Consider the following 23,222-nt stretch of genomic DNA (forward strand, 5'->3'; position numbering starts at 1 on the left):
CCGTGAAGGGCGGGCTCAGCGGCTGGCTTGTCTCAACAGCACAAGACCGCCGCCAAGGCCGATGAAGACCGGCATCCAGGCGGCAAAGAAAGGCATCAAGGTGCCTTTGATACCCAGCGAACTGAAAATGAATGACATCAGGTAGTAGCCAAAGATCAGCAGCACGCTGATGCCAAAGCCCTGGCTGCGGCTGGTGCGGGCATTCGGACGAACACCCAGGCTGCTCCCAATCAAGCCGAACACCAGGCAGATGGCCGGGAAGGCGAATTTCTCCTGAATGCGCACCCGCAACCGCCTGGCTTCTTTGCGATCGCCGGCCTGCTCGAGAAGTGCTTCAGCTCGCCAGGCCTGAGCAACGGTCATCTGGGCGGCATCGCTGGGCAATTTGCCCACATCCAAGGGTGCCTTCGTGAAGGGATAGAAATAACGGTCGAAATCAGCGGATGTGGTGCGGTTGTTGGCGCTATCGATATCGACAATGCGGCCATCGCGGAATTCCCACATGCTGCGCGGTTCGTTCCAAATGCCCGTTTTCGCAATCAAGAGCTGCTGGTGGCCTGCCTTGGTGAAATCCACCAAGGTGACCTCATACATTTTTCCCTCGCGGAACCGGCGGGCATAGAAGAGCTGGGCGAGGTCGTTGCCGGTGCGCTCACGGCCTTTCTCATCAATGGTCGTGAGTTCGGCGTAGCGGGAATACACCACGTTGTCGCCGCGTTCTGCAGCAACCGAGCGGCCCAGGGCGGAATCGAGTGTGTCGGCTGCCGCCAGGTTGGCGCTGGGCACGATCACATCATTGAACACAAAGGTGAGCAGCGTCATCAAGGCCGCCACCACGAGCGCGGGAACCACCATCCGCCAGGTGGGCACACCGATGCTGCGCAGGGCGGTGAGTTCGCTGGAGCTCGATAACCGGCTGAAGGCCAACAGGGTGGCCATCAAGGTGGCCATGGGGAACGAGAGCACCAGAAAGCCCGGCAGCCGTAAACCGAGAACCTGCATGGCAACCAGTGGAGGGAGCCCCGCCTCGGCCACCTTGCGCACCAGTTCGAACACGACCCCCACCGACAGCGACACAGCGGTGAAGGCCGCAATCCCGAACAACAGCGGGCCGAGCAACTCCGAGGAGAGCCAGCGATCCATCAACGGCAGCCGCTGCCATTGGCGTTTCAACCGCTGCAACTGGCGCTGAAAAGGTTCGAAGAGGGAGGGAAGCGTGCTCACAGCCTGAAATCCTCCCCGAGGTAGTGACGCCGAACCAGGGGGTCGTTGGCCATCTCCCGCGAGGGCCCGCTGGCGAGAATGCTGCCCTCGGTGAGGATGTAGGCCCGGTCGGTGATGGCGAGGGTTTCGCGCACGTTGTGATCGGTGATCAGGATCCCCATGCCGCGATCGCGCAGCCGGGCAATCAGGCTTTGCAGGTCCGCCACGGCCAACGGATCCACCCCAGCAAAGGGTTCATCCAACAGCAGATAGCGCGGTCCGTGTTCACCCACGGCCAGGGCGCGGGCTACTTCGCAGCGCCTGCGTTCCCCTCCGGAGAGCTGGAAGCCGCGGCGCTCCACGAAAGGGCGGAGATGGAAATCATCCACCAGTTGTTCCACCCGCTGGCTGCGCTGACTACGGGGTGCTGCACTCTCCTGTAGGGCCAGAAAAAGGTTGTCGCGCACACTGAGATTGCGAAACACACTCGCTTCCTGGGGGAGATAACCGATGCCAAGCCGTGCCCGCTGAGGCATCGAGAGATCGGCAACCGGTTGACCATCCATCACCACGGCGCCGGAATCCGGCCGCAGCAGACCGGTAACCAAGTTGAAGGTGGTGGTTTTACCCGCGCCATTCGGGCCCAACAAACCCACCACCTCGCCGGGATTGAGGTTGAGGCTCACCTGCTTCACCAGTGGCCGACCGCCGATGGTCAGCGCCACATGATCCAGTACCAAGCTCATGGCTGAGCAGCCGGAGCGGGCGCAGGCGCAGCCGCTGGGGTCGCAGCTGGTGAGGCTGGGGGTGTCTGCTGGATCCGAACGCGGCTGAACACCTGCTGGCCAGTCGGGGGGATGGCAATCAGGCGTTCACCATCCACCAGATACACCACCCGCTCAGCCCGGATCAGGTTGCCCCCCTCCTGAACGATGTCCACATCGCCACTGAGCACCACGCGGTTTTCCTTGCTGAAGTACTGGGCTTGGCGGGCGGTGGCTACAACCCGCTCATCGGGGTAGACGATGCGCACGTTGCCCGTGGCGGTGATCACGCCCGTGAGTTGATCGGCACGCTGCTGATCGGATTCAATCGTGACCAGACCAGTCGAGACCCGTGCGGGTTGGGCCGGAGCGGGCGGCTGAGCCGCTGCGGCTGGCTCAGCCGGAGCCGGTGGCTCAGCAGATGTTGCAGCCTCTTGCGCTGCGGCACCCTGCGGCAAGGCTGCTGCGGTGAGAAACAGAGCAACCACCAGAGCGGAAGCGTGTCTGGGCATGCTGCACTCGGCGGCCAAACCCCGCTCCCCTCGGTGTGAATGGCGCCATCGTATCGCTCAGTTCGCCTGGCCCATCAGGCATCTGCGCAATCAGCATGGAGCCGCGGCAGCGGCAACCCCGTGGGGTCCTGCTCCTGCTGCAACGCCTGCAACCGCGCCCGTGCCTGCTGACGCAGCTGATCGAGATTAAGGCCCAGCTGGGCTGGTCCTGCGCTGTGCAAGCGCCCCAGGCCCTCTCCGAGCAGCACCGTGGCCCCGCGGCGATTGCCACGCTCGAGATGCAAGTGAGCAACCGCGATCTGCAGGATGCCCTGCAGCACCTTGCGGCAGGGGCCCTGGGTTTCATGCCAGAGCTCCTCAAAGCCGTCGTGGCAGGCGTACCACTCGCCGGCATTGAAAAGCCTGACGGCCTCCCCGAAGCGGGGATCGACCATCAGGCTGGCTTCCTCAGACGGAGGCTGATTCAACGCAGGGATCAGCGGCGAGCGGGTTTCTTCGCCGGCAGCTTGCGCAGACGGATCGACTCGGGGGTCACCTCGAGCATCTCGTCGGGACCGATGTATTCCAGAGCGCGCTCCAGGGTCATCTGCATCGGTGCCTGCAGGGTGTCGAGCTCTTCAGCGCCGGCGGAGCGCATGTTGGTGAGCTGCTTGGTTTTGCAGACGTTGATCTCGAGATCCTGAGGGCGGTTGTTCTCGCCCACGAGCATGCCCTTGTAGACCTTGGTGCCAGGGGTAATGAAGAACTGGCCGCGGTCTTCGGCGTTCTTGAGGGCATAGAAGGTGGCGGTTCCTTCTTCGAAGGCGATCAACACACCGTTGCGGCGGGTCTCGAAGTCACCCTGCATCGGGCGGTAATCGAGGAAGGAGTGGCTCATGATCCCCTCACCGCGGGTGGCGCGGATGAACTCGCCACGGAAACCGATGAGGCCGCGGGAAGGCACCACAAACTCCAGCTGGGTACGGCCGTCGTTGGTGTTCTCCATGTTCTGCATTTCAGCCTTGCGGATGCCGAGCTTCTCGATGCACGCGCCCACGGCCTCTTCGGGCACATCCAGCACCAGGGTTTCGAAGGGCTCCGAAGGAGTGCCATCGATGGTGCGGAAGATCACCTGCGGCTGGCTCACCTGGAACTCATAGCCCTCACGGCGCATCGTTTCGATCAGGATGCCCAGGTGCAGTTCACCGCGACCACTCACGGCCCAACGGTCGGGGGAATCGGTGTCTTCCACGCGGAGCGCCACGTTGGTGAGCAGCTCTTTGTTCAGACGGTCGCGCACCTGGCGGCTGGTGACGAACTTGCCCTCTTTGCCGGCGAAGGGCGAATCGTTGACCACGAAGGTCATCTGCAGGGTGGGCTCATCCACCTTGATCAGCGGCAGAGCCTTGGGCTCATCCGGGCAGGCAATGGTTTCGCCGATGTTCACCTCATCGAAACCAGACACGGCGACGAGATCTCCGGCGCGGGCCTGTTCGATTTCCACCCGCTGCAGACCCTGGAAGCCCAGCAGCTTGCTGATGCGGCCGCGCTTGACGCTGCCGTCGTCGCGGAGCAGCGCCACCGGCTGGTTGGCGCGGATCGTGCCGTTGTGGATGCGGCCGATCATGATCCGGCCGAGGAAATCGCTGTAGTCGAGGGTGGTCACCTGCAGTTGCAGGGGCTTCTCGGGATCACCCACCGGCGGCGGAACGTGGCGCAGGATGGCATCGAAGAGCGGACGCATGGTCTCGCTCTCGGTGGCCATGTCGGGCTTGGCGTAGCCGCCCATGCCACTGCCGAACAGATAGGGGAAGTCGCACTGATCGTCGTCGGCGCCCAGCTCCAGGAACAGGTCGAGCACCTTGTCGACGGCCTGCTCGGGATCAACGCGGGCACGGTCGATCTTGTTGACGAACACGATCGGGCGCAGACCCTTCTCCAGGGCCTTCTTCAGCACGAAGCGGGTCTGGGGCATCGGGCCCTCGTTGGCGTCCACGATCAGCAGACAGCCATCCACCATGCCGAGCACCCGCTCCACCTCACCGCCGAAGTCGGCGTGGCCAGGGGTGTCCACGATGTTGATCCGGATCCCCTCGTAGTCCACCGCGGTGTTCTTGGAGAGAATGGTGATGCCGCGCTCCCGCTCCAGATCGTTGGAGTCCATCACGCAGGTGGGGACGGCCTCGTTGTCGCGGAAGATGCCCGACTGAGCCAGCAGCGCATCCACCAGGGTGGTTTTGCCGTGGTCAACGTGGGCAATGATTGCAATATTGCGGATCGGGGTTCCCGGATGCTCGCCGCTCATAAATGGTGGTGTTGGTTGTGATCTCGATGGCGCACGCCGCAGGCGTTGGCGTGGGAACGGTGTCTGAAACCCCTGAGCCGAATCGCATGGCAGAAAGCGGAGCGATCAGGGCTGGTATCTCTTGCAGCGTGGTCTGAATGGCGTGAAGCGTTGATGAACAACGACCACAACCCAGACCGATGACCCCTACGGTGCGTTAAGAGAATCTATCGCAGCGTCGCGCTCACCCTGGCTTTCAACGGCGCTCAGCCAGCGTGCCCCGGGTCACACCAAGGCGGCTCTCCAACTGCTCCTGCTGCCACACAGCCCGGCCGCTGAGCTCGCCCGCTAGGGCCTGGAGATACAGGTCCACCCGGCGTCGGGTGTCGGCGGCGCTGTCTTGGAGGAGTTCCACACGGAAATCACGCACACCCGCCTTGAGAAACTGCGGAATGGCCTCGGCCGCTGTCTGGGCACGGCCGTTGAACAGGGTGTTGCGGCAACCCAAATCAGCCCGCAGCGGATGCTCCGCGCCGCTGCGATCCCGCAGCAGCACCTCATGGCTTTCGCAGGGTCGACCGCAATCGGTGTGATCGTGCCCCTCAGAAAGAAACGCGCAGAACAGGCAGTGCTCCATATGAAAGAGCGGCATGTGCTGATGCAGGGTGATCTCCACGCTGTTGGCAGGGCAGCCACGCACCAACGCGAGCAGCTGATCGAGAGCAAGGTCGTAGCTCGCGGTGATGCGCTCCAGCCCCCAGCGCTGGATCAACCAACGGGCTGAGAGCGGGTTGGCCACGTTGAGCGAGAAATCTCCCTGGCAAGGGGCCACGGGCGTGAGCCGCTCCAGCTGGTCGGCATTGCGCACCAGAAAACCATCGGCGCCTGCGCGCAGCAACGGCTCGAGGCTCCAGGCCTCATCTGGCCTGCAGATGCGCTGGCCGGCGACCCACACACCACCAGGCCAGCAGCCACGGCCGCTTTCCACCGCATCTCGCAGCTGGCGCGGGTGCTCCAGATCCACGATCACGCGCTGGAGCGGTAGGCCCTTGAGCGACTCCAACTGCTCCAGGCTGCGCACCAGAACCGCCAGGTGCGGCTGATGGCGCAGCTGTGCATCCGATCCTTCACCGCTGATCTGTGCCGCCAGCAACGTGTGCAATACCTCAGACACCTGCGCGTCGGGAGTGGAACGCGAATGCGGGGCCGCGGGTCCGGTGGTGGTGCTCTCAGCCAATTGATCCACCAGGCGGCGCCGGAGCTGATTGAGCTGTGCCACCGGCAGAAACAACTCCCCTTCGAGCGCAACGTCGAGCTGATCGAGCTGCCAGGGGGTGCCACCGAGCCGGCCAAGCTGTTGCCGCAATCGCTCTTGATCCAGACCGGGGCCACGGGCTGGTTCCAGCGGTTGCTCAGAACTCACGCGGGCCGTGCCGCCCAGCACTTCGATTAGCAGGGGCTCAGCGGCCCTGCCCGACACCCGTAAGGAGAGAGGCCGCCGCTGCTCAGGCACCTCCTGCTGCGCCAAACGCTGGAGCCGGCTCTCCAGCTGGGGATCACTGGTGAGCCAGCAGGGGCTACCGGGCTGGAGGCCGCGAGAATCGATCCGGCCGGGCCCGAGGGTGAGAGCGACTCGGCCGCGGGGCAAGCGATCAACCTGCATGAGCCGCCCACCGATCTCAGCAGGTGGCAGCAGTGGATCACGGCTGGGGATCTCCAGCACCACGCCATCCCCAGGCTTGAGCATTTGTTTGCTGCGCAGGATCAGCCGCCCGCCCGCCTCCACGCTCTCCAGCCGGCCCAACCAAGGCCCACGCTTTTTGCTCCAGCGGCCGTGCACGAGCTGGCGGTGGTTCACGCCATCGAGCCAGCCGTGGCTCAGGCCACGGGAAAAGCTGAGTTCGAGTTGGCGCCGCAGAGTGTCGGTATCAGCGGAATGATTCGGTTCGTGATTGGCGCAGATCTCCGAGGGGGGATCCACGCCCGCAACCTCATCGGTCTCCCCAGGCCGCAGCTGATCCAGGCCACGCCGGTAGGCTTCAGTAACGGCCGCTACATAGGTGGATTCCTTGAGACGGCCTTCGATCTTCAAGCTGGCGATACCGCAGTCAGCGAGCTGGGGCAGCAGATCCCAGGCGGCCAGATCCTGGGGTGACATCAAATAGCGCTGTTCCCCCAGATCCCGTTCTTCGCCATCCACGATCAATTGATAAGGAAGCCGGCAGGCCTGGGCGCACTCGCCGCGGTTGGCGCTGCGCTGACCCAGGGCTTCACTGGTGAGGCACTGGCCGGAGTAGGCCACACACAGCGCACCGTGCACAAACACCTCCAGCGGCATCGTTAACCCACGGCGCTGCAATTGGTCCTGAATGCGGCGGAGATCCCGCAGGCTCAACTCACGCGCCAGCACCACACGGGTGCAGCCGAGTTCGGCCGCCATCGCCACCCCTGCGGCACTGGTGATCGACATCTGCGTGGATCCGTGGATCGCCAGATCGGGGGTGAGCTGACCCGCCAGCCAGGCCAACCCCACGTCTTGCACGATCAAGGCATCCACGCGCGCGGCTTGAGCGGCCAGCAGAAGATCCGCCGCTTGCTCAAGCTCCGAAGCGAAGATGAGCACGTTCACGGTGAGGAATCCCTTCACACCGCGCCGATGGAGCCAATCCATCACCTCCGGCAGATCGGCGGTGCGGAAATTTTCGGCCCGCAAGCGGGCATTGAACTGCTCCACACCGAAATACACGGCATCAGCGCCGTTGGCCACGGCCGCCTTCAGCGACTCCCAGCAGCCGGCGGGAGCCAACAATTCAGGCAAGCCCGCCATCAGCGGTTGAGCCGCTGGGCGGCTTCGAAGGTTTTGAGGGCCTCAGCAGAGCCTTCAAAACGCCAATGCCAGGGCTCGTAATTCACGCCCTGGGCGTTCCCTTCCGGGAAAGAGAGGGTGAAATGGAAGCGATTGGCATGGGCCTGCAACCAGGCGAAGGCTGGTGTGGATTTGAAGCTGGCCGACAGGTTGGTATCGGGGGCATTTCCATCGCCGAGATCAACGGCATAGCCCGTGCTGTGCTCGGAGAAGCCGGGTGGCGCACTTACTTGGGCGCGCTCGAGGGCACTTTGGTTGCGCTCCGACTTCACATCAAAAAAGATTTGCTTCTGCAGATCGATCGAGCGGTAGGCGCTGAGCACCCGCAGATCGATGCCGTCGGCTGCAGCAGCGTCTTGCAGACGCAACAAGGCTGATGCCGCATCGCGATGGAGTTGCACACCAGGCGCGATGGCCACCAGATCAGCAGCGGAAGCTTCGCCATAGGGGAAGTGGCCGAGCAAGCGGCCATCCAGGCCAACCCGGGCCTGCAAGCCCTGCACCGGCGGCGGCGCCATCAGGCGACGGAGGGGCTGAGGGAACACCACCACCAACGCGCCAGCTGTCAGAAATGCAGCTCCGGCCGCTGTGAGCGCAATGCGCAAAACCGGCCTGCGCTTCAGGGCAGGGGAGATGGTGCGCTGAGCGAGCGGGATGTCGTCAGCACCACGCCGTGTTGCGTTGCGCGTGGCTGTGGACTGCCGACTGGCGCTGGGCAAGCGACGACTCCCATCGCAGCAGGGTTGACCGATGGTAAGGCGGTGCCCAAGGAGCGCCAGCAGCTGCCTGCTCAGCGGTGTTAGCTTCGCCCCAACATCCTTCTGGCGGAGCGGGTTTCAAGATGTTGCGAGTCGCGGTGGTGGGCGGCGGCCCGAGCGGATCCTGTGCTGCGGAAGTCCTGGCCAAGGCCGGCATCCAAACCTGGATCTTCGAGCGCAAGCTGGATAACGCCAAGCCTTGCGGCGGTGCCATCCCGCTCTGCATGGTGGATGAGTTCGACCTGCCCGAGTCGATCATCGACCGCAAAGTGCGCAACATGAAGATGATCTCCCCCTCCAACCGCGAGGTGGACATCAATCTCGAGAACCAGAACGAATACATCGGCATGTGCCGCCGCGAGGTGATGGATGCCTTCCTGCGCAACCGTGCTGCAGATCTCGGTGCCAACCTGGTGAACGGTCTGGTGACCAAGATCGACACCGGCGCCAACCGTCAGGGCCCCTACACCCTCACCTACTCCGACTACAGCGACGGTGAGGCCACCGGCACCACCAAGAGTCTCGAGGTGGATCTGATCATCGGTGCCGATGGCGCCAACAGCCGCGTGGCCAAAGCCATGGATGCCGGCGATTACAACGTGGCCATCGCCTTCCAGGAGCGGATCAAGCTCCCGGCCGAGGAGATGAAGTACTACGAAAGCCTCGCCGAGATGTATGTGGGCACTGATGTGTCGCCCGACTTCTACGCCTGGGTGTTCCCCAAATACGACCACGTGGCCGTGGGCACCGGCACCATGCAGGAGAACCAGGGCCTGATCAAGAGCCTGCAGGAAGGCATCCGTGAGCGCGCCAAAAAGCGCCTGGTGAACGGTGAGGTGATCAAGGTGGAAGCCCACCCGATCCCCGAGCACCCGCGCCCGCGACGTGTGGTGGGTCGCATGGCCCTGGTCGGTGATGCCGCTGGCTATGTGACCAAGAGCTCGGGTGAAGGCATCTACTTCGCCGCCAAGAGCGGCCGCATGTGCGCCGAGCAGATCGTGGAGTCGAGCCAGGGCGGCAGCAAGGTGCCCAGTGAGGCCGATCTCAAGAAGTACCTGAAGAAGTGGGACCGCCAGTACGGCGCCACCTACAAAGTGCTGGAAATCCTCCAGAACATCTTTTACCGCAACGATGCGGCCCGCGAAGCGTTCGTGGAGATGTGCGATGACAAGGACGTGCAGCGCCTCACCTTCGACAGCTACCTCTACAAGCGGGTGGTGGCGATGAACCCCTGGCAGCAGCTCAAGCTGACCCTGCTCACCCTGGGTTCGGTGCTGCGCGGCAACGCTCTGGCACCGCAGGGTTACAAGCCGGTGCCCAGCGCTGTACGCGACGAAGCGGAAGTGAACGCCATGCTGGCGGTGAGCACGATCAAAGGTGGGATCCGCGTGGGCAAGGCCAAAGAAGGCAAAGCCAATGCAGCTGTTGCCTCCGATTCAGCCTCGGACGAGCGCGAACCAGTGTTGGCTGGTAAAGGCTGAAGCCGTCTCAGCACAGATCACGCCGCCCGAAAGGGCGGCTTTTTTGTGTCAACCTGCAAGCGCTTCAAGCCAGAACGAGAGCGCTTACACCTCAGACGTGGAGACCAGTCGCTGCTGGGCACTGTCCCAAAGAATTAAATCGAAGCAACGAGGGATATCTCTGATGCGCAGATACGTGCACTCGCCCAGCAGATGCTGGTTGGCCTCATGACAGGCGCGCAATTGGTAGTTGGGAATGCGTTCGCACAGGTGGTGAATGCTGTGGAAGGCGATATCCGCGGAGAACCAGTTGAGGATTCCAGGAAGAATCAGGTTACTGCTGCCCTCCATCGCTCCCTTGAAATAGCTCCAGTCGTTGCTGCGGTGGGCGTAGGAGTCGGGGAAGTTGTGCTGCACAAAGAAGATACAGATGAAGATGGCAGCCGAGCAGGTCATCACGATCGCGTAGGTGCCCCAGAACAATCCCGCTCCCAGCCATCGGCTCATCAACCACCAGCTGGCCAGCACGCACACATTGTTCGCCGCCAGATCGATGAATTCATCAGCCGTATACCAATGGCTGGATTGGAAGCTCAGCGTGCGTGGATACAAACTGAACAAGGCACGCCAACCATCACGGCGCAGCTCCCCTGTCATGGCCGCCAACCATTCCGCTAACCCAAGCAACAGCTGCAACCGTGGACGCACCACCAAATAGGAAAACCCACCCGGGAAGAGCATCAACGGATGCCGCGACCAGCCATAGCGCTGCTGCTGCTCAGGTGAGAGCTGTTGAAACTGCTCAACGGTGATCAGCGCCGACGGCCCTCGATAGCGCTCCCAGTTGCCGTTGTGGCGGTGATGAAAGGCGTGGCCGCGCGACCAGGGATGTTGCGGGATCGCGTTCACAACGCCGAGCAGGAAGCCAACGGCACGGTTGAGAGCGCGACTTCGAAAGAAGGAGCCGTGGCCGCAGTCGTGCATCAATGAAAAGCTGCGAGCTGAAAACAGCACCAACAGAGCGACAGCTGGCGCGATCAACAGCGATTCGAGCCGCAGCGGCCGCCAGATCCAGGGCAAACAGGCCCAGAGCAGGGCCGTTGGAACAAGGGTGGAGAGCAACTGCCAGACAGCCCGGAGGTTGTCTGGTCGACGAAAGGGAGCCAGCGAAAATTCGCCGCGGTTCCGAAGCTGGGTTTGTTGCAAGGAGGATGCCGAACCTGATCACCAGGTGCGATGCATCACCTGCTCAATCCACACCCTAATGGGCTTGCACAGGCGCGCGCTGATCCGCGACGCCTCAACCGCTGATGCGGCTGAAGTCGGCCAGCACCGATGCCTGATTGCGCAGCACACCCAGAAGGTTGAGGCGGTTGCCGCGGATGGCGGCGTCCTCAGCCATCACCATCACGCTGTGATCGCCATCGAAGAACGCAGCCAAGGCCGATGCACCGCTGATCAACCCCTGGGCCAAGCGGCTGTAGCGATCAGCGCGATCGCTGGTGGCGATTGGCTCCAATTGCTGAATCACGGCCAGTATCCCGGCTTCGCTGCTCTTCTCAAACAGGTCTGCATCCACCACCCCAGCAGCCGAGAGCACGCTGGTGGCGAGATCTCCCTTCTCGGCCAGGCGAGCCGCGCGGGTGACCACCGCCTGCACCGCTGCCAGCTCGCCGCTGGCGCGCAGCGCCATCAGCAGCTCAGCCCGCTGACGTGCATCCGCCGGATCCGTGATCACGCGCTCGATCGGAACACCATCACCGGCCACGGCCTGCACCAGATCCACAGCCGTGCCGCTCTCTTCCAACAGGCTCTGAAGGCGCTGGCGCAGAAACTCAGACAGCTCGGCAGCCAGGGCAGCGGCATCCACCTTGAACTCCGGCAGCAGCTGAGCCCAGTGGGCCGTGGCCCGCTCCAGCCATTGCTGCAGATTCAGGCTCCAGCCTTTCGCCCAGAGGATCTGGAGCACGCCGTTGCCGGCGCGGCGCAGGGCATAGGGATCAGAAGAGCCGCTGGGGCGCTCCCCCTTGGCATAGATGCTCAGAAGCAATTCCAGGCGCTCAGCCAGGGCCACCACCGCACCGGCATCCGACTCTGGCAAGGCATCGCCTGCACCCCGGGGCAGATAGTGCTCCAGCACCGCCAGAGCCACCTCACGGGGCTCACCTTCAGCCAGGAGGTACTTTCCGCCCATCACCCCCTGAAGTTCGGGGAATTCCCCCACCATCTGGCTCACCAGATCGTGCTTGCACAAATGGGCCGCCCGGCGGGCGTGGCTCGCGGTGCCTGCAGGAAGCTCCAACAGCTCCAGCAGCACATCCGTGCACCATTCCAGGCGCTCCACCCGATCGAGCAGGGAGCCCAGGCCGGCGGCAAAGGTCACGCGGGCGAGCTGATCGCGCCGATCGATGCTGGGCACCGCACGGTCAGCATGCACGAAGAATTCAGCATCCGCGAGACGGGCCTTGAGCACCCGCTCGTTGCCGCGGCGCACCGTGGCGAGCGCCTCGGGAAGGCCATTGCCGATGCACAGGAAGCGAGGCAGCAAGCTGCTGCGCGCATCGAGGGCCAATGGGTCCTGCGCCGCACCCTGGCGATACAGCGGTACGTAGCGCTGATGGGCGCGCATCACCGTGCTCAGCACCTCAGCCGGCAGGGCGAGGTAGTGCTCATCCACGCTGCCTTCGATCAGCAGAGGAGCTTCCACCAAGTCGGTGAGCTCTTCAAACAGATCCTCCGGCAGATCGGGGTTCGCCTGTAGTGCCGCTGCCGCTTGATCCACGTTGCTCCGGATCCAGTGCGCCCGTTGGCCACGATCCACCTGCACCCCAGCTGCCGCAAGATCGTTGTCGTAGGCGGCGGCGCTGCTGATCGTCACCGCTCCACCGCGCAGACGGTGGCTGCGGCTGGTGTTTCCGCTGACCACCTCGGGATCACTGCCCTCCAGCCGCACCGGCACCACCTGGCCATCGAGCATCGCCACCAGCCAACGCACAGGGCGGGAGAAGCGGCTTTCGCCCGAGCCCCAACGCATGAAGCGGCGGCCCTGAAGACTGCTGATCCACAGCGGAATCCATTCACTCAGCAGTTCCGGGGCCGATCGCCCACGCTCGAGCACCGTGGCGAACACAAACGGGCCCTTGGGGGTCTCACGCACCTCGAGGGCCGAAGGATCAATGCCACAACGCTTGGCAAAACCCACGGCAGCCGGTGTGGGCGCGCCGTCCTTGAAGGCCTGAGCCGCTGGCGGCCCTTTGCGCTCCTCCTCCAGATCGGGTGCGGCAGCCTCTAGGTCTGCCACCTGAACCGCCAGGCGGCGCGGGGTGCTGGTGCAGCGGATCGCACCATGACCCAGGCGAGCCTCAGCGAGATCGCGGCGAAGCATCTGCTCAAGCTGAGGCAGCGCTAGCCGGGCGAAATCAGCAGGGAGTTCCTCGGTCCCGATCTCCAGCAGAAAGGTCGACACGAGGTTCAGCCCACAACAGCCGACCACTGTATTGAAGGGGTCTGGATGGTTCGACCTCGCCTAAGAGCTGGCCCGAGCCCGCGTTGCAGGGGCAACACCAGCGGATTGAAGCCAGTGCTGATCGGCGTTTCGCTACGGTCATGGTTCCATTTCGATGCAGCGTGTGACCGTGACGGCAGGGTCCGATGAGCGCAGCTCTGAACCTCAGAGCGGCCGCAGCTTCTCGCCTTGCATCGCCAACGGCGCCGAGCGCACCAAATTTGAGCAGCTGAAGGCCGACAGCGGCTACCTGCGCGAACCCCTGGCCACCGAGCTCGAGAACGAGCTCCCCAATTTCAGTGAGGGGGCCGTTCAACTGCTGAAGTTTCACGGCAGCTATCAACAGGACAACCGCGATAACCGACAGAAGGGTCAAGACAAGGACTGGCAGATGATGCTGCGGCTGCGCAGCCCTGCCGGCCGGATTCCGGCCTCACTGTTTCTCGCCATGGACGATCTGGCCGATCGTTTGGGTAATGGAACGCTGCGTGTCACCACACGCCAGGCGTTTCAGATGCATGGCATCCGCAAGCACAACCTGCGCGAGGTCATCGGCACGATCGTGCGCGGCATGGGTTCCACCCTGGCGGCCTGCGGCGACATCAACCGCAACGTGATGGCTCCCGCCGCCCCGTTCGACAAGGGTGCCTACCCCGCCGCTCGCCAACTCGCCAATGACATCGCCGACACCCTGAGCCCCGTGGCCGCTGAAGGCGCCTATCTGGATCTCTGGGTGGATGGAGAACTCAGCTATCGGATCAAGCCGAGCCGCGCGGTGAACAAGGTGCGCGAGCGCCAGATGGATGACGGTGTGTTCAGCGGCGACAGCCAGGAGCCGCTCTATGGCACCACCTATCTACCCCGCAAATTCAAGTGTGCCGTGACGGTGCCTGGCGATAACTCGGTGGATCTGCTCACGCAGGACATCGGACTTGTTGCCTTCGCCGACGCGAACGGCAGCCTGCGCGGTTGCAATGTGTACGTGGGCGGTGGCATGGGGCGCACCCACAACAAGGAGGAAACCTTCGCTCGAACTGCCGATCCCCTCGGCTATGTGGAGGCCGAGCATGTGCTGGATCTGGTGCAGGCCATCCTGGCTCTGCAACGCGATTACGGCGATCGCAACAACCGCCGCCACTCCCGGATGAAATACCTGATTCACGATCAGGGAATCGCCTGGTTCAAGCAGGAGCTCAAAGCCAAGTACTTCCAGCACCCGATCAAGGGAATGCGGCTGGAGCCCAAGGCCAAACTCCAGGATTACCTGGGCTGGCACCGCCAGGGCAGCGGCACCTGGTTCGTGGGGATTCCGCTGTTGTGCGGGCGCCTCGCCGGTGATCTCAAGCGCGGCCTGCGCCAACTGGTTGAGACCTATCAACTGGACGTGCGCCTCACCCCCAACCAAGACCTGCTGCTCTGCAACATCGGCACCGCCCAGCGCGCCAGTGTGCGCAGTGCCCTGGAGGCGATGGGCATCACCACACCGGATGCACCACCGCTGCTGGCACGCCATGCCATTGCCTGCCCCGCGCTTCCCCTCTGCGGCCTAGCCGTCACGGAAGCCGAGCGCATCCTGCCCGATGTGCTGGATCGTCTGGACGCACAACTGCGGCGGCTGGAGATCGAAAAGCCGATGCTGGTGCGCATGACGGGCTGCCCCAACGGTTGCGCGCGGCCCTACATGGCGGAGCTTGGCCTGGTGGGCGACGGCGTGAATCAATACCAGCTCTGGCTGGGTGGCACGCCCAACCTCACTCGCCTGGCGGAGCCCTACCTCGAGCGGATGCCGCTGGAGAAGCTGGAAAGCACCCTTGAACCGCTCCTGCTGGGTTGGAAAGCGGCAGGCGGTCGCCGCTCCTTCGGCGACTATGTGGCGAAGCTGGGCCGCGAGCAGGTCAAGGAGCTGCTAGCTGGAGCTGCCTGAGCCGCCGCAGCGTCCGTAGATGGCCTGGTGATGCCCCGTGCGCCAGGCCCACAGCTGATCGCCGTGGCTGAAGTGCCACCACTCGTTGGGGTGTTGGGCAAACCCCACCTCCAGCATCACGGCAGCGAGTCGATCGCGGCGCTGCTGAAACAAGGCCGCCTGGCTGCGCAGCCTTGGATCGCTGGCTTCCCTGGCGACAACAGCGAAGTGATCGGGCTCTGACACGGGGCCGATCGCATCGATCGGCGAACCCAAATCGAGGGGCGTTCCATCAGGCCCCGCCAGGGTGAGATCCACAGCAGCGCCGGTGCTGTGGGGCGGTGGCGTGGCTGGATCTTCACTGGGTGGTGCCCAGAAGCGCCCAACCTCTTGCTCCACCGCATCCAGCTCAGGGCTGCGCTGGTGGGGCTCCACCCCACGCCGCTGGCATTCCTCGGCGATGGCGTAGGCCACCATGAACCGCTGCACCGCCAGGGGCCGCCAGGCATCAAAGATGGCCAGGCGATCGCCGGGGCTGCGGTCCTGCAACAACCGCTGCGCCTGAAGCAGGCGCTCGATCACCCCCTCCCGCAGGCGAAACGGGCAGATGTCCGCGCCGTAGGGGGCACCTGCCATCACATAGGGATGGGGCTCCAGCCGCAGCAACGCACCCGGCAACGGCAGCAGCGGTTCGCCGCAGTCATGGATGGGGATCGGGCTCCAGGGGCGCATACCGCTCAGTTCAGACGGGCTGGGGCCGCTGTGCGCTGGCGCTGCTCGGCCAGGGCGGCGGCCAGGCCGGCGTGGGCCTCCAGGCTGGGATCGCTCTCCATGATCTGCTGAGCCACGCGGCGCGCCTGCTCGAGCACATCGCCGTCATCGGTGAGGCTGGCCAGGGCCAGATCCGGCAATCCACTCTGGCGGGTGCCCAGCACCTGCCCCGGCCCCCGCAGGCGCAGATCCATCTCGGCGATCTCGAAGCCATCGGTGGAATGCACCAGCACCTCCAGCCGCTGCCGCGCCAGGGCGTTGCGACTGTCGTTGATCAACTGGCAGTAGGAGGCGGCTGCGCCACGGCCCACCCGCCCCCGCAGCTGATGCAGCTGCGCAAGGCCAAAGCGATCGGCATGCTCGATCACCATCACACTGGCTTCCGGCACATCCACACCCACCTCCACCACCGTGGTGCTCACCAGCACCTGGGTGTCGCCGGCGGCAAAGGCACCGATCGCCGCCTGCTTCTCGGGGCTGGGCATGCGGCCATGCAGCAAGCCCACCTGCAGATCAGGAAAGATCTGGGTGCTCAGCTGCTCATGCACCTCCACCGCGGAGCGCAGATCGAGCTTCTCCGATTCCTCCACCAAAGGCAGCACCACATAGGCCCGCTGGCCAAGGGCAACCTGCTCACGGATCAGCTGATACGCCTGATCCCGTTCACCACCTGAAAGCAGGGCCGTGCGAATCGGTGTACGGCCCGGCGGGAGCTCATCGATCTGGCTGACCTCCAGATCACCGTGCAACGAGAGGGCCAGGGTGCGGGGGATCGGCGTGGCCGTCATGGTGAGCAGGTGGGGCTGCAAACCCTTATCCAGCAGGCGGTTGCGTTGATGCACGCCGAAACGGTGCTGCTCATCCACCACCACCAGCCCCAGGCGCGCGAACTGCACCGGGTCTTCCAACAGCGCATGGGTTCCCACCAGCATCTTTAGCGTGCCGTTGGCCAGATCAGCCAACAGCTCCCGCCTGCGCCGGGCAGGCGTTGATCCGGTGAGCAAGGCGCAGCTCACATGCAGCTGCGGCAGCCATTCACAAAGCTTGCGGTAGTGCTGCTCGGCGAGCACCTCGGTGGGCGCCATCAGCGCCCCCTGGCAACCCGCTTCGATGGCGGTGAGCAGCGAGGCAATGGCCACAACGGTTTTGCCACTACCCACATCGCCCTGCACCAGCCGGGCCATCGGCTGCTCGCGCTCCAGATCGGCGCGAATCTCTGCCAGGACCCGTTGCTGGGCGCCGGTGAGGGGAAAGGGCAAGAGCTGCAGGAAGGCCGTGAGCAGGTTGCCGTTCGGGTGATGGAGGGCCGGAGCGGGGCGGCTGGTGAGCTGACGGCGGCGCTGCAACAGGCCCAGCTGCAGCAGCAGGAATTCGTCGAACACCAGGCGCCGCCGCGCGCTGGCCAGGGTGTCCTGGTTGCTGGGGGCATGGATCTGCGTGAGAGCCGTCGCCAGATCCACCAACTGCTCCTGCTGCTGCAGCCCCGTGGGCAGAGGATCCGGCCAGCGCTGGGCCGCCGGTAGCAGGGGCCGAACAAGAGCCCGCAAACGATCCGCCGTGAGGCCCTCCGTGAGCCCATACACGGGCAGCAGCCGGCCGATCTGCTCGCTCTGCACCGGTGCATTAGGGCTGGCCAGCACCTCCATCAACGGATCTTGAAAGGCTGGCCCGTAGGGCGTTTCCTTGACCAAACCGCTCACGGCCACCGTGGCACCCGCGGGGTATTGCCGTTGCTGTGACTTCAGCCAGGCCGGTGAGCTGAAACGTTTGCCAGCAAAAAACTTGGAGATGCGAATGCGGCCGGTGATGTCCACCAGCTGCAGTTCCAGGATCGAGAGGTTGGGGTTGCGGGGGCTGGTGAAGCTGTGGCTGCGGCGCACCGTGGCCACGATCGTGGCGGTGCGGCCGGGCTCCAGCGCTGCGATGCGCACCAGGTTCGAATAATCGAGATAGTCGCGCGGGTAATACCGCACCAGATCGCGTGCCACCCACAGATCCAGGGCCGCGAGACGCGCGGCGCTCTTGGGACCGACTCCCTTGATCTCACTGAGCGGGGTCTGGGGGTGGATGACACCAACCGTGCCGCTGGGCTGGGGAGCATCGGACACCAGGCGCAACCGCGGCGCAGACACCGGCAACGCGGGAGCATGGGCTCGCTGCAGCTCATGCAGCGACTGACGGGTGCGGCGCACCAAAGCCTGACGGCGGGCCTGGCTCAGCTCTCCGTAGGCATCGAACTGTTCCGCGAGCTGGCTGAGCAGTTGCTGCTGGTGCGGAGGCAAGGGCTGCGGCACCTCGCGCAGGCTGCGGCTCAGAAAGGCTTGGAAGGGCTCACGCCGGCCCTGCAGGTTGCCAAAACCATGATCAGCCTCCAGCTGCAACCCCTGCTGCAGGGGCCGCAACCAGGCCTGAAGGCTCAGGAATGCTCCGCCGCCGGCTTCAGGTTGTGAGCATGGTCCTGATACCACTGATGTTCAGCCTCGAGGGCATCCAGCCGGCGCTGCCAACTGCGGTAACGCTTGGCCATTGTGCGCAATGCGCGACGGCGCTGCTCCAGTCGCTTGCGGCAGGTGCGCAGCCGAGGTTGCTCGTATTCGAGATCTGAGCAGCGCAGCAGCAGGGTGAGCACCTCGGTGGGGGCATTGGGCCCGAGCACCTGGCCCAAGGGCAACGGCAGTCGCAGCAGGTTGGCCGGGGCCGGCAGGGCGTCGACCTGCCCATCGAGCACGGCATCCAACAGATTCATCGGTAGCAAGCCCTGGGCCAGGCCCAGACGCAGCATCTCCACGTTGATGGCATGGGAGAGGTTGCGCAGCCGGCGGCGTAGGGCGCGATCGAAATGGGTCCACCAGCGCAGCTGCAGCAGTGGATCGCGGGGAAGCGATGCAGCGGTGACCCGCGTGTCGAGATCAGCAGGCGCGGCAAGGAGCATCGCCGCCTCACCGGCGGGCTCGGCATCCTGCTCGGCCTGCGCATCAGCTGAGGGTGTTGGGGTGTTGCTGCTGGCTTGCAGACCCTCGGCGGCCATTTGGAACAGCGACTGCAGCAACGCCTGCTCCGAAGACGGCGAGTCCGCTGGCACGTCGGCGGAGGGCTCCGGCGCGGGTGACTGCGATGCAGGCTGTGGCACGGCAAGGCCGGGTAGCCCGCGATCAAAGAGATCAGCTGAAACAGGCAGATCCAAGCTCAGATGCACCGATCCGCTGGCACTGGGCCCTGGCTGTGCAGCCACGTCATCTGCTGCCGCTGCGCGGCTGTCGCCCTCGTCGCTGTTGTCGGCGCCGTCGCCATTGAGAAAGGCCTCCAGCATCCGCTGCTGTTGGGCGCGCTGGCGGCGATGCTCACGGCGCTGCTGCTGGGAAGCCAAACCGATCACCTGCTCCACCGTGAGCAGGGTGCCGGTGCGTTGCACCAGCTCTTGCAGGCGTTGTTGAAAGGCCTGGCGCCGCTCAGGCGGTAACTGGTTGTAGCGATCAGGGACCACCTGAGTGGCCAGATGAAAACAGGCCTGCTGCACGCCATGCAGCAGGCCTTCACGCAGGACCTGGAGATACAGGGCCAGGTCGCGATAGAGCTCCGGTGCCAGCTGCTCCTGCTGCTGCAGGAGCAGGTTGATCTGGCGCTGGGCCTCCTCGCGCATCAGGCAGCCTGCATCGCAGCCACTTCAGCCGCGAAGTCCATCTTCTGCACCTCGATGCCCTCACCCAGGGTGAAGCGCACGAAACGGCGCACCTGGATGTTCTCGCCCACCTTGCCGGCTACTTGCTTCACCATCTCCTCAACGGTCATGCCGCTGTCCTTGATGTAGGCCTGATCCATGAGGGCCATTTCCTTGAGGCGCTTGCCGATGCGGCCGGCCACGATCTTCTCCTTCATCTCCTCCTTCTTGCCGGCGAGGTCGTCGCGACCCATCTCGATCTGCTTCTCGCGCTCGGCCACTTCAGCAGGGATGTCGTCGACCTTCACATAGTCAACGCTGGGGCATGCAGCGATCTGCATGGCCACGTTGCGGATCAGCTCCTGGAAGATCTCGCCGCGGGCCACGAAATCGGTTTCACAGTTCACTTCCACCAGCACACCCACGCGGGCACCGGTGTGGATGTAGCTGCCGATAGCGCCTTCAGCTGCGGTACGGCCCGACTTCTTCTCGGCGGAAGCGATGCCCTTCTGACGCAGCCACTCAACGGCTTTGTCCTTGTCGCCGTTGGTTTCTGCAAGAGCCTTCTTGCAGTCCATCATGCCGGCGCCGGTGACGTCGCGCAGTTCTTTAACGAGCTTGGCGGAGATCTCAGCCATGGATCTGAAGTGGAAAGAGGGAAAAAATGCTGGGCTCAAACAGGCAGGAGCTCCCCCTCAGGGAAGCTCCATCGCCGCAGGGTTGAGGTCATCAGGCGAGAGCTTCTCAGCCCTCAGGCCTGACGGGCTGGTGTTCAGCCTTCCTCGTCGTCGTAACCGCCGCGCTGGTCGTTAGCGCCGTGGCGACCTTCGTTGATGGCATCGGCGAGACGGCCAAGCACCAGTTGCACCGAACGCACGGCGTCGTCGTTGCATGGGATGGGCACGTCGCAGAGATCGGGATCGCAGTTGGTGTCGAGCATCGACACCAGGGGAATATCGAGCTTGCGGGCTTCGAGCACAGCGTTGGTCTCGCGGCGCTGGTCCACCAGCACCACCACATCGGGCAGACGACGCATGTTTTTGAGGCCGCCCAGATACTTCTGGAGACGCTCGAGCTCACGACGCAGCACAGCGGCTTCCTTCTTCGGACGCATCGCAATGGCGCCGGAGGCTTCCATGCGCTCGAGGTCCTTGAGGCGGTCGATGCGGGCGCGCATCGTGGTCCAGTTGGTGAGCATGCCGCCCAGCCAACGCTGGTTCACGTAGGCAGCGCCGCAACGGGTTGCCTCAATGGCAATCACCTCGGAGGCCTGCTTTTTGGTACCCACAAACAGGAAGCGCTTGCCGCTGCGTGCAGCACTGCGCACCCACTTGTAGGCGTTGTTCATGCAGACAGCGGTCTGCACGAGGTCGATGATGTGAACACCGTTGCGCGCGCAATAGATGTAGCGCGACATCTTGGGGTTCCAGCGGCGGGTTTGGTGCCCAAAGTGGGCACCCGCCTCCATCATTTCGGCGAGAGTGACAACAGCCATGAGTTGAGGGTTTCGGGTTCGCCTCCACCTGCCAGGGACTCCGCGAGCGGGTCACCCGAAACATGCAGGTGTGCGGTGTGAATGAACCCAGTGACCTTACCAAATGGCAGTGCTGAACTCCGCTCAGGCGAGCCCCTCGGCCCGCGCCTCGCGGTAAAGCGCCCGCACACCGATGCGGTTGAGCGGGAGCCGCAGCAGCTCCATCGCCAGAGCCGGCTGGCCGCGGCGAATCAACCAGGCCAGAAGCGGCCGCAAGCTGCGCTCATTCAGCAGGCCACCGAGGGTGAGCAACTCCCAGAGCAGCCGGTGGAGCACGGTGAATTGAATGATGAAGCGCACCCGCCGGGTGGGGTGCTTCCGGTAGAACACCAGGCCCATTTTCGCCCGCTCACCCTCCACAGCGATGAGGCGGGGCACCTGCTCAAGGCTCAAGGGCGGATGCCAGTGGTATCCCACCGCTTCCGGGCAGCGCACCAGCACCACCCCCATGCGCCGCAGCCGTTCACCAAGCTCGAGATCCTCCCAGCCATAGAGGCGGAAGCGGGTATCAAACAGACCGCTGCGCTCCAGCACCTCGCGATCAATGGCCACATTGCCGGTGGCGAAATAGGCCCAGGAGAGATCGCTGAGCTTGTGGGGCTCGCTGGTGGGATCGTCGAAATTGGCGGTGTTGATCACCGCGCCATAGGTGAAGCAGAGCCGATCGCCGCGCTGCTGCCAGGTCTGCTCCAACCGGCGCGCATGGCTGAGCAAAAAGCTGTCAGTGACCACCAGGTCACTGTCGATGAACACGATCACATCCCCGCGGGCGTGATCCACACCACGGTTGCGACCTTCGGCCGGCCCGCCATGGTCCTGCTGCACCAAGCGCACGTGCGGAAACTGACTGCCATGGCGGAGCAGCCAATGCACCGTGTCGTCGGTGGAGCCGTCGTCGACCACCACCACCTCATAGGCGCTGATCGGTGCCTCCAACTGCTGCTGCTCCAGCGCCCGCAGACACTTCTCCAGGATCGGCAGCCGGTTGTAGGTGGGGATGACGACGCTGAGGAACATGGCGCGGCAGAGGGATCAGCCCGGATGGGAGCTAGAGCAGTGACAAAAAAGGGGACCCCGCAGGATCCCCAGCTGACGCTTTCGTGTGAGCCGATCAGTCGGCAGCGCCACCGTTGTTGGCTGTTCCGGTCACGCCGTTGCCTGCACCTTCACCACGGCCGTCGTTGCGGAGCTTGCGCTTCTTGAACTTGCGGGCGTAGGCGCGGTTGCGCTCCTGCTTTTCTTTCTTGAGGTTGCGGCGTTTGGCCATCGAGACGGCTGGAACTTTGGGGTAAACACCACACTACTGAATGGGGTTCAACCGCTGGTGACCAAGCCCATCGGTTCAGCCTCGCTGAGCTGACCATCCTCCATGCGCACCAAGCGATCGGCGATATCGAGAATGCGGGGATCGTGGGTGACCATCAGCACGGCACATCCCTGTTCGCGGGCGAGGCGCTGCAGCAGTTCCACCACTTCGCGGCCGGTTTTGGAATCCAGCGCCGCCGTGGGCTCATCCGCCAGCAACAGGCGCGGCCGTGCGGCCAAAGCACGGGCGATGGCCACACGTTGCTTCTGGCCGCCCGAGAGATCATGGGGCAATTTGTTGAGTTGATCACCGAGGCCTACGGCACGCAGCCATTCGCGGGCCTGATCACGCCGGACGCGGTAGCTCAATCCCGGCAGTAGATCCGATCCCATCTGCACGTTCTGCTCAGCCGTCAGGCAACGCAACAAGTTGTGGCCTTGAAAAATCATCCCGATCGAGCGCCGCAGTTGCTGGCGTTCGCGGCGACCGGCCCCCTGCAGGTCCTGGCCCAGCACCCGCACGGATCCCTGCTGCACCTGCCGCAGGGCACCCACGAGGGTGAGCAGGGTGGTTTTGCCGCAACCGGAAGGACCTGTGAGCAGAACCACCTCACCGGCCGCCACCCGCAGGTTCACACCCTGCAGCACCTGACGGCGCATGCTGCCGCTGCCATACCAGTGGCAGAGGTCTTGAACATCGATCGCAGCGGCAGCAGCCAT

19 protein-coding genes are annotated in these 23,222 nt (G+C 64.2%); 2 read left to right on the forward strand and 17 right to left on the reverse strand.

What is annotated here, in order from left to right; all coding sequences use genetic code 11:
- Positions 1 to 15 precede the first annotated feature (15 nt).
- The 7 genes from H9532_RS06095 to H9532_RS06125 form a co-directional block, all read right to left on the reverse strand.
- Complete coding sequence (locus tag H9532_RS06095; protein WP_296366668.1) at positions 16 to 1,143, reverse strand: LptF/LptG family permease; 1,128 nt, start codon at positions 1,141 to 1,143, stop codon at positions 16 to 18.
- 77 nt (positions 1,144 to 1,220) lie between these two features.
- Positions 1,221 to 1,949 carry an LPS export ABC transporter ATP-binding protein gene (gene lptB / locus H9532_RS06100; protein WP_296366471.1) on the reverse strand — a complete coding sequence of 243 codons (729 nt, stop codon included), beginning with the start codon at positions 1,947 to 1,949 and terminating at the stop codon, positions 1,221 to 1,223.
- Positions 1,946 to 2,455, reverse strand: a complete 510-nt coding sequence (locus tag H9532_RS06105) for a hypothetical protein (protein ID WP_296366473.1) — start codon at positions 2,453 to 2,455, stop codon at positions 1,946 to 1,948. The genes lptB and H9532_RS06105 overlap by 4 nt, the downstream gene beginning before the upstream one ends.
- Positions 2,456 to 2,553: 98 nt before the next feature.
- Entirely contained in the window at positions 2,554 to 2,913 is a 360-nt protein-coding gene (locus H9532_RS06110; RefSeq protein WP_296366475.1) for a DUF309 domain-containing protein, read from the reverse strand.
- A 41-nt stretch (positions 2,914 to 2,954) separates the two neighbouring features.
- Positions 2,955 to 4,763: a translational GTPase TypA gene (gene typA, locus H9532_RS06115; protein ID WP_296366477.1), complete on the reverse strand. Its 1,809-nt coding sequence runs from the start codon at positions 4,761 to 4,763 to the stop codon at positions 2,955 to 2,957.
- A gap of 235 nt (positions 4,764 to 4,998) precedes the next feature.
- Positions 4,999 to 7,569, reverse strand: a complete 2,571-nt coding sequence (locus H9532_RS06120; protein ID WP_296366479.1) for a U32 family peptidase — start codon at positions 7,567 to 7,569, stop codon at positions 4,999 to 5,001.
- Positions 7,569 to 8,327: a M15 family metallopeptidase gene (locus H9532_RS06125; RefSeq protein ID WP_296366481.1), complete on the reverse strand. Its 759-nt coding sequence runs from the start codon at positions 8,325 to 8,327 to the stop codon at positions 7,569 to 7,571. Before H9532_RS06125 ends, H9532_RS06120 begins: the two co-directional genes overlap by 1 nt.
- Positions 8,328 to 8,449: 122 nt before the next feature.
- Here H9532_RS06125 and chlP point away from each other — a divergent pair, with 122 nt between their 5' ends.
- On the forward strand, positions 8,450 to 9,847 hold the full coding sequence (gene chlP, locus H9532_RS06130; protein WP_296366483.1) for a geranylgeranyl reductase: 1,398 nt from the start codon (positions 8,450 to 8,452) through the stop codon (positions 9,845 to 9,847).
- Positions 9,848 to 9,931: 84 nt separating this feature from the next.
- Here chlP and H9532_RS06135 read toward each other — a convergent pair whose 3' ends face one another.
- Both H9532_RS06135 and glyS read right to left on the reverse strand, forming a co-directional pair.
- Complete coding sequence (locus H9532_RS06135) at positions 9,932 to 11,032, reverse strand: fatty acid desaturase (protein WP_296366486.1); 1,101 nt, start codon at positions 11,030 to 11,032, stop codon at positions 9,932 to 9,934.
- A gap of 94 nt (positions 11,033 to 11,126) precedes the next feature.
- Positions 11,127 to 13,292: a glycine--tRNA ligase subunit beta gene (glyS, locus tag H9532_RS06140; protein WP_296366488.1), complete on the reverse strand. Its 2,166-nt coding sequence runs from the start codon at positions 13,290 to 13,292 to the stop codon at positions 11,127 to 11,129.
- 154 nt (positions 13,293 to 13,446) lie between these two features.
- Between glyS and sir the strand changes: the two genes are divergently transcribed.
- On the forward strand, positions 13,447 to 15,255 hold the full coding sequence (sir, locus tag H9532_RS06145; protein WP_296366489.1) for a sulfite reductase, ferredoxin dependent: 1,809 nt from the start codon (positions 13,447 to 13,449) through the stop codon (positions 15,253 to 15,255).
- On the opposite strand, the gene H9532_RS06150 is transcribed toward sir, so the two are convergent.
- The 8 genes from H9532_RS06150 to H9532_RS06185 all read right to left on the reverse strand — a co-directional run bounded on the left by H9532_RS06150 (position 15,238) and on the right by H9532_RS06185 (position 23,222).
- Positions 15,238 to 15,966, reverse strand: coding sequence for a M15 family metallopeptidase (locus H9532_RS06150; RefSeq protein WP_296366492.1), 729 nt, complete (start codon positions 15,964 to 15,966; stop codon positions 15,238 to 15,240). The genes sir and H9532_RS06150 overlap by 18 nt on opposite strands.
- A 5-nt stretch (positions 15,967 to 15,971) precedes the next feature.
- Entirely contained in the window at positions 15,972 to 18,407 is a 2,436-nt protein-coding gene (recG, locus tag H9532_RS06155; protein WP_296366493.1) for an ATP-dependent DNA helicase RecG, read from the reverse strand.
- Between the two features lie 14 nt (positions 18,408 to 18,421).
- The gene (locus H9532_RS06160; RefSeq protein ID WP_296366495.1) at positions 18,422 to 19,645 is read right to left on the reverse strand and encodes a hypothetical protein; all 1,224 of its coding nucleotides are present in this window, start codon (positions 19,643 to 19,645) and stop codon (positions 18,422 to 18,424) included.
- Entirely contained in the window at positions 19,645 to 20,301 is a 657-nt protein-coding gene (gene tsf, locus H9532_RS06165; RefSeq protein ID WP_296366498.1) for a translation elongation factor Ts, read from the reverse strand. Before tsf ends, H9532_RS06160 begins: the two co-directional genes overlap by 1 nt.
- 134 nt (positions 20,302 to 20,435) lie before the next feature.
- Complete coding sequence (rpsB, locus tag H9532_RS06170; protein WP_296366500.1) at positions 20,436 to 21,158, reverse strand: 30S ribosomal protein S2; 723 nt, start codon at positions 21,156 to 21,158, stop codon at positions 20,436 to 20,438.
- Between the two features lie 123 nt (positions 21,159 to 21,281).
- The gene (locus H9532_RS06175; RefSeq protein WP_296366502.1) at positions 21,282 to 22,214 is read right to left on the reverse strand and encodes a glycosyltransferase family A protein; all 933 of its coding nucleotides are present in this window, start codon (positions 22,212 to 22,214) and stop codon (positions 21,282 to 21,284) included.
- 94 nt (positions 22,215 to 22,308) lie between these two features.
- A complete protein-coding gene (locus H9532_RS06180; RefSeq protein ID WP_006171625.1) occupies positions 22,309 to 22,464 on the reverse strand; it encodes a hypothetical protein in 156 nt (51 codons plus the stop codon).
- A gap of 47 nt (positions 22,465 to 22,511) precedes the next feature.
- Positions 22,512 to 23,222, reverse strand: a complete 711-nt coding sequence (locus tag H9532_RS06185; RefSeq protein WP_296366528.1) for a DevA family ABC transporter ATP-binding protein — start codon at positions 23,220 to 23,222, stop codon at positions 22,512 to 22,514.

Source organism: Vulcanococcus sp. Clear-D1, from assembly GCF_014654725.1.
Taxonomy (GTDB): Bacteria; Cyanobacteriota; Cyanobacteriia; order PCC-6307; family Cyanobiaceae; genus Vulcanococcus.

Coding starts and splice junctions, on each gene's coding strand:
- H9532_RS06095 (WP_296366668.1), bottom strand. CDS start 1,143: ATGGATCGCTGGCTCTCCTCGGAGTTGCTCGGCCCGCTGTTGTTCGGG.
- H9532_RS06160 (WP_296366495.1), bottom strand. CDS start 19,645: ATGCGCGAGGAGGCCCAGCGCCAGATCAACCTGCTCCTGCAGCAGCAG.
- sir (WP_296366489.1), top strand. CDS start 13,447: ATGCAGCGTGTGACCGTGACGGCAGGGTCCGATGAGCGCAGCTCTGAA.
- lptB (WP_296366471.1), bottom strand. CDS start 1,949: ATGAGCTTGGTACTGGATCATGTGGCGCTGACCATCGGCGGTCGGCCA.
- H9532_RS06150 (WP_296366492.1), bottom strand. CDS start 15,966: ATGCGCCCCTGGAGCCCGATCCCCATCCATGACTGCGGCGAACCGCTG.
- H9532_RS06120 (WP_296366479.1), bottom strand. CDS start 7,569: ATGGCGGGCTTGCCTGAATTGTTGGCTCCCGCCGGCTGCTGGGAGTCG.
- H9532_RS06180 (WP_006171625.1), bottom strand. CDS start 22,464: ATGGCCAAACGCCGCAACCTCAAGAAAGAAAAGCAGGAGCGCAACCGC.
- H9532_RS06185 (WP_296366528.1), bottom strand. CDS start 23,222: ATGGCTGCTGCCGCTGCGATCGATGTTCAAGACCTCTGCCACTGGTAT.
- rpsB (WP_296366500.1), bottom strand. CDS start 21,158: ATGGCTGTTGTCACTCTCGCCGAAATGATGGAGGCGGGTGCCCACTTT.
- chlP (WP_296366483.1), top strand. CDS start 8,450: ATGTTGCGAGTCGCGGTGGTGGGCGGCGGCCCGAGCGGATCCTGTGCT.
- tsf (WP_296366498.1), bottom strand. CDS start 20,301: ATGGCTGAGATCTCCGCCAAGCTCGTTAAAGAACTGCGCGACGTCACC.
- H9532_RS06175 (WP_296366502.1), bottom strand. CDS start 22,214: ATGTTCCTCAGCGTCGTCATCCCCACCTACAACCGGCTGCCGATCCTG.
- typA (WP_296366477.1), bottom strand. CDS start 4,763: ATGAGCGGCGAGCATCCGGGAACCCCGATCCGCAATATTGCAATCATT.
- H9532_RS06110 (WP_296366475.1), bottom strand. CDS start 2,913: ATGGTCGATCCCCGCTTCGGGGAGGCCGTCAGGCTTTTCAATGCCGGC.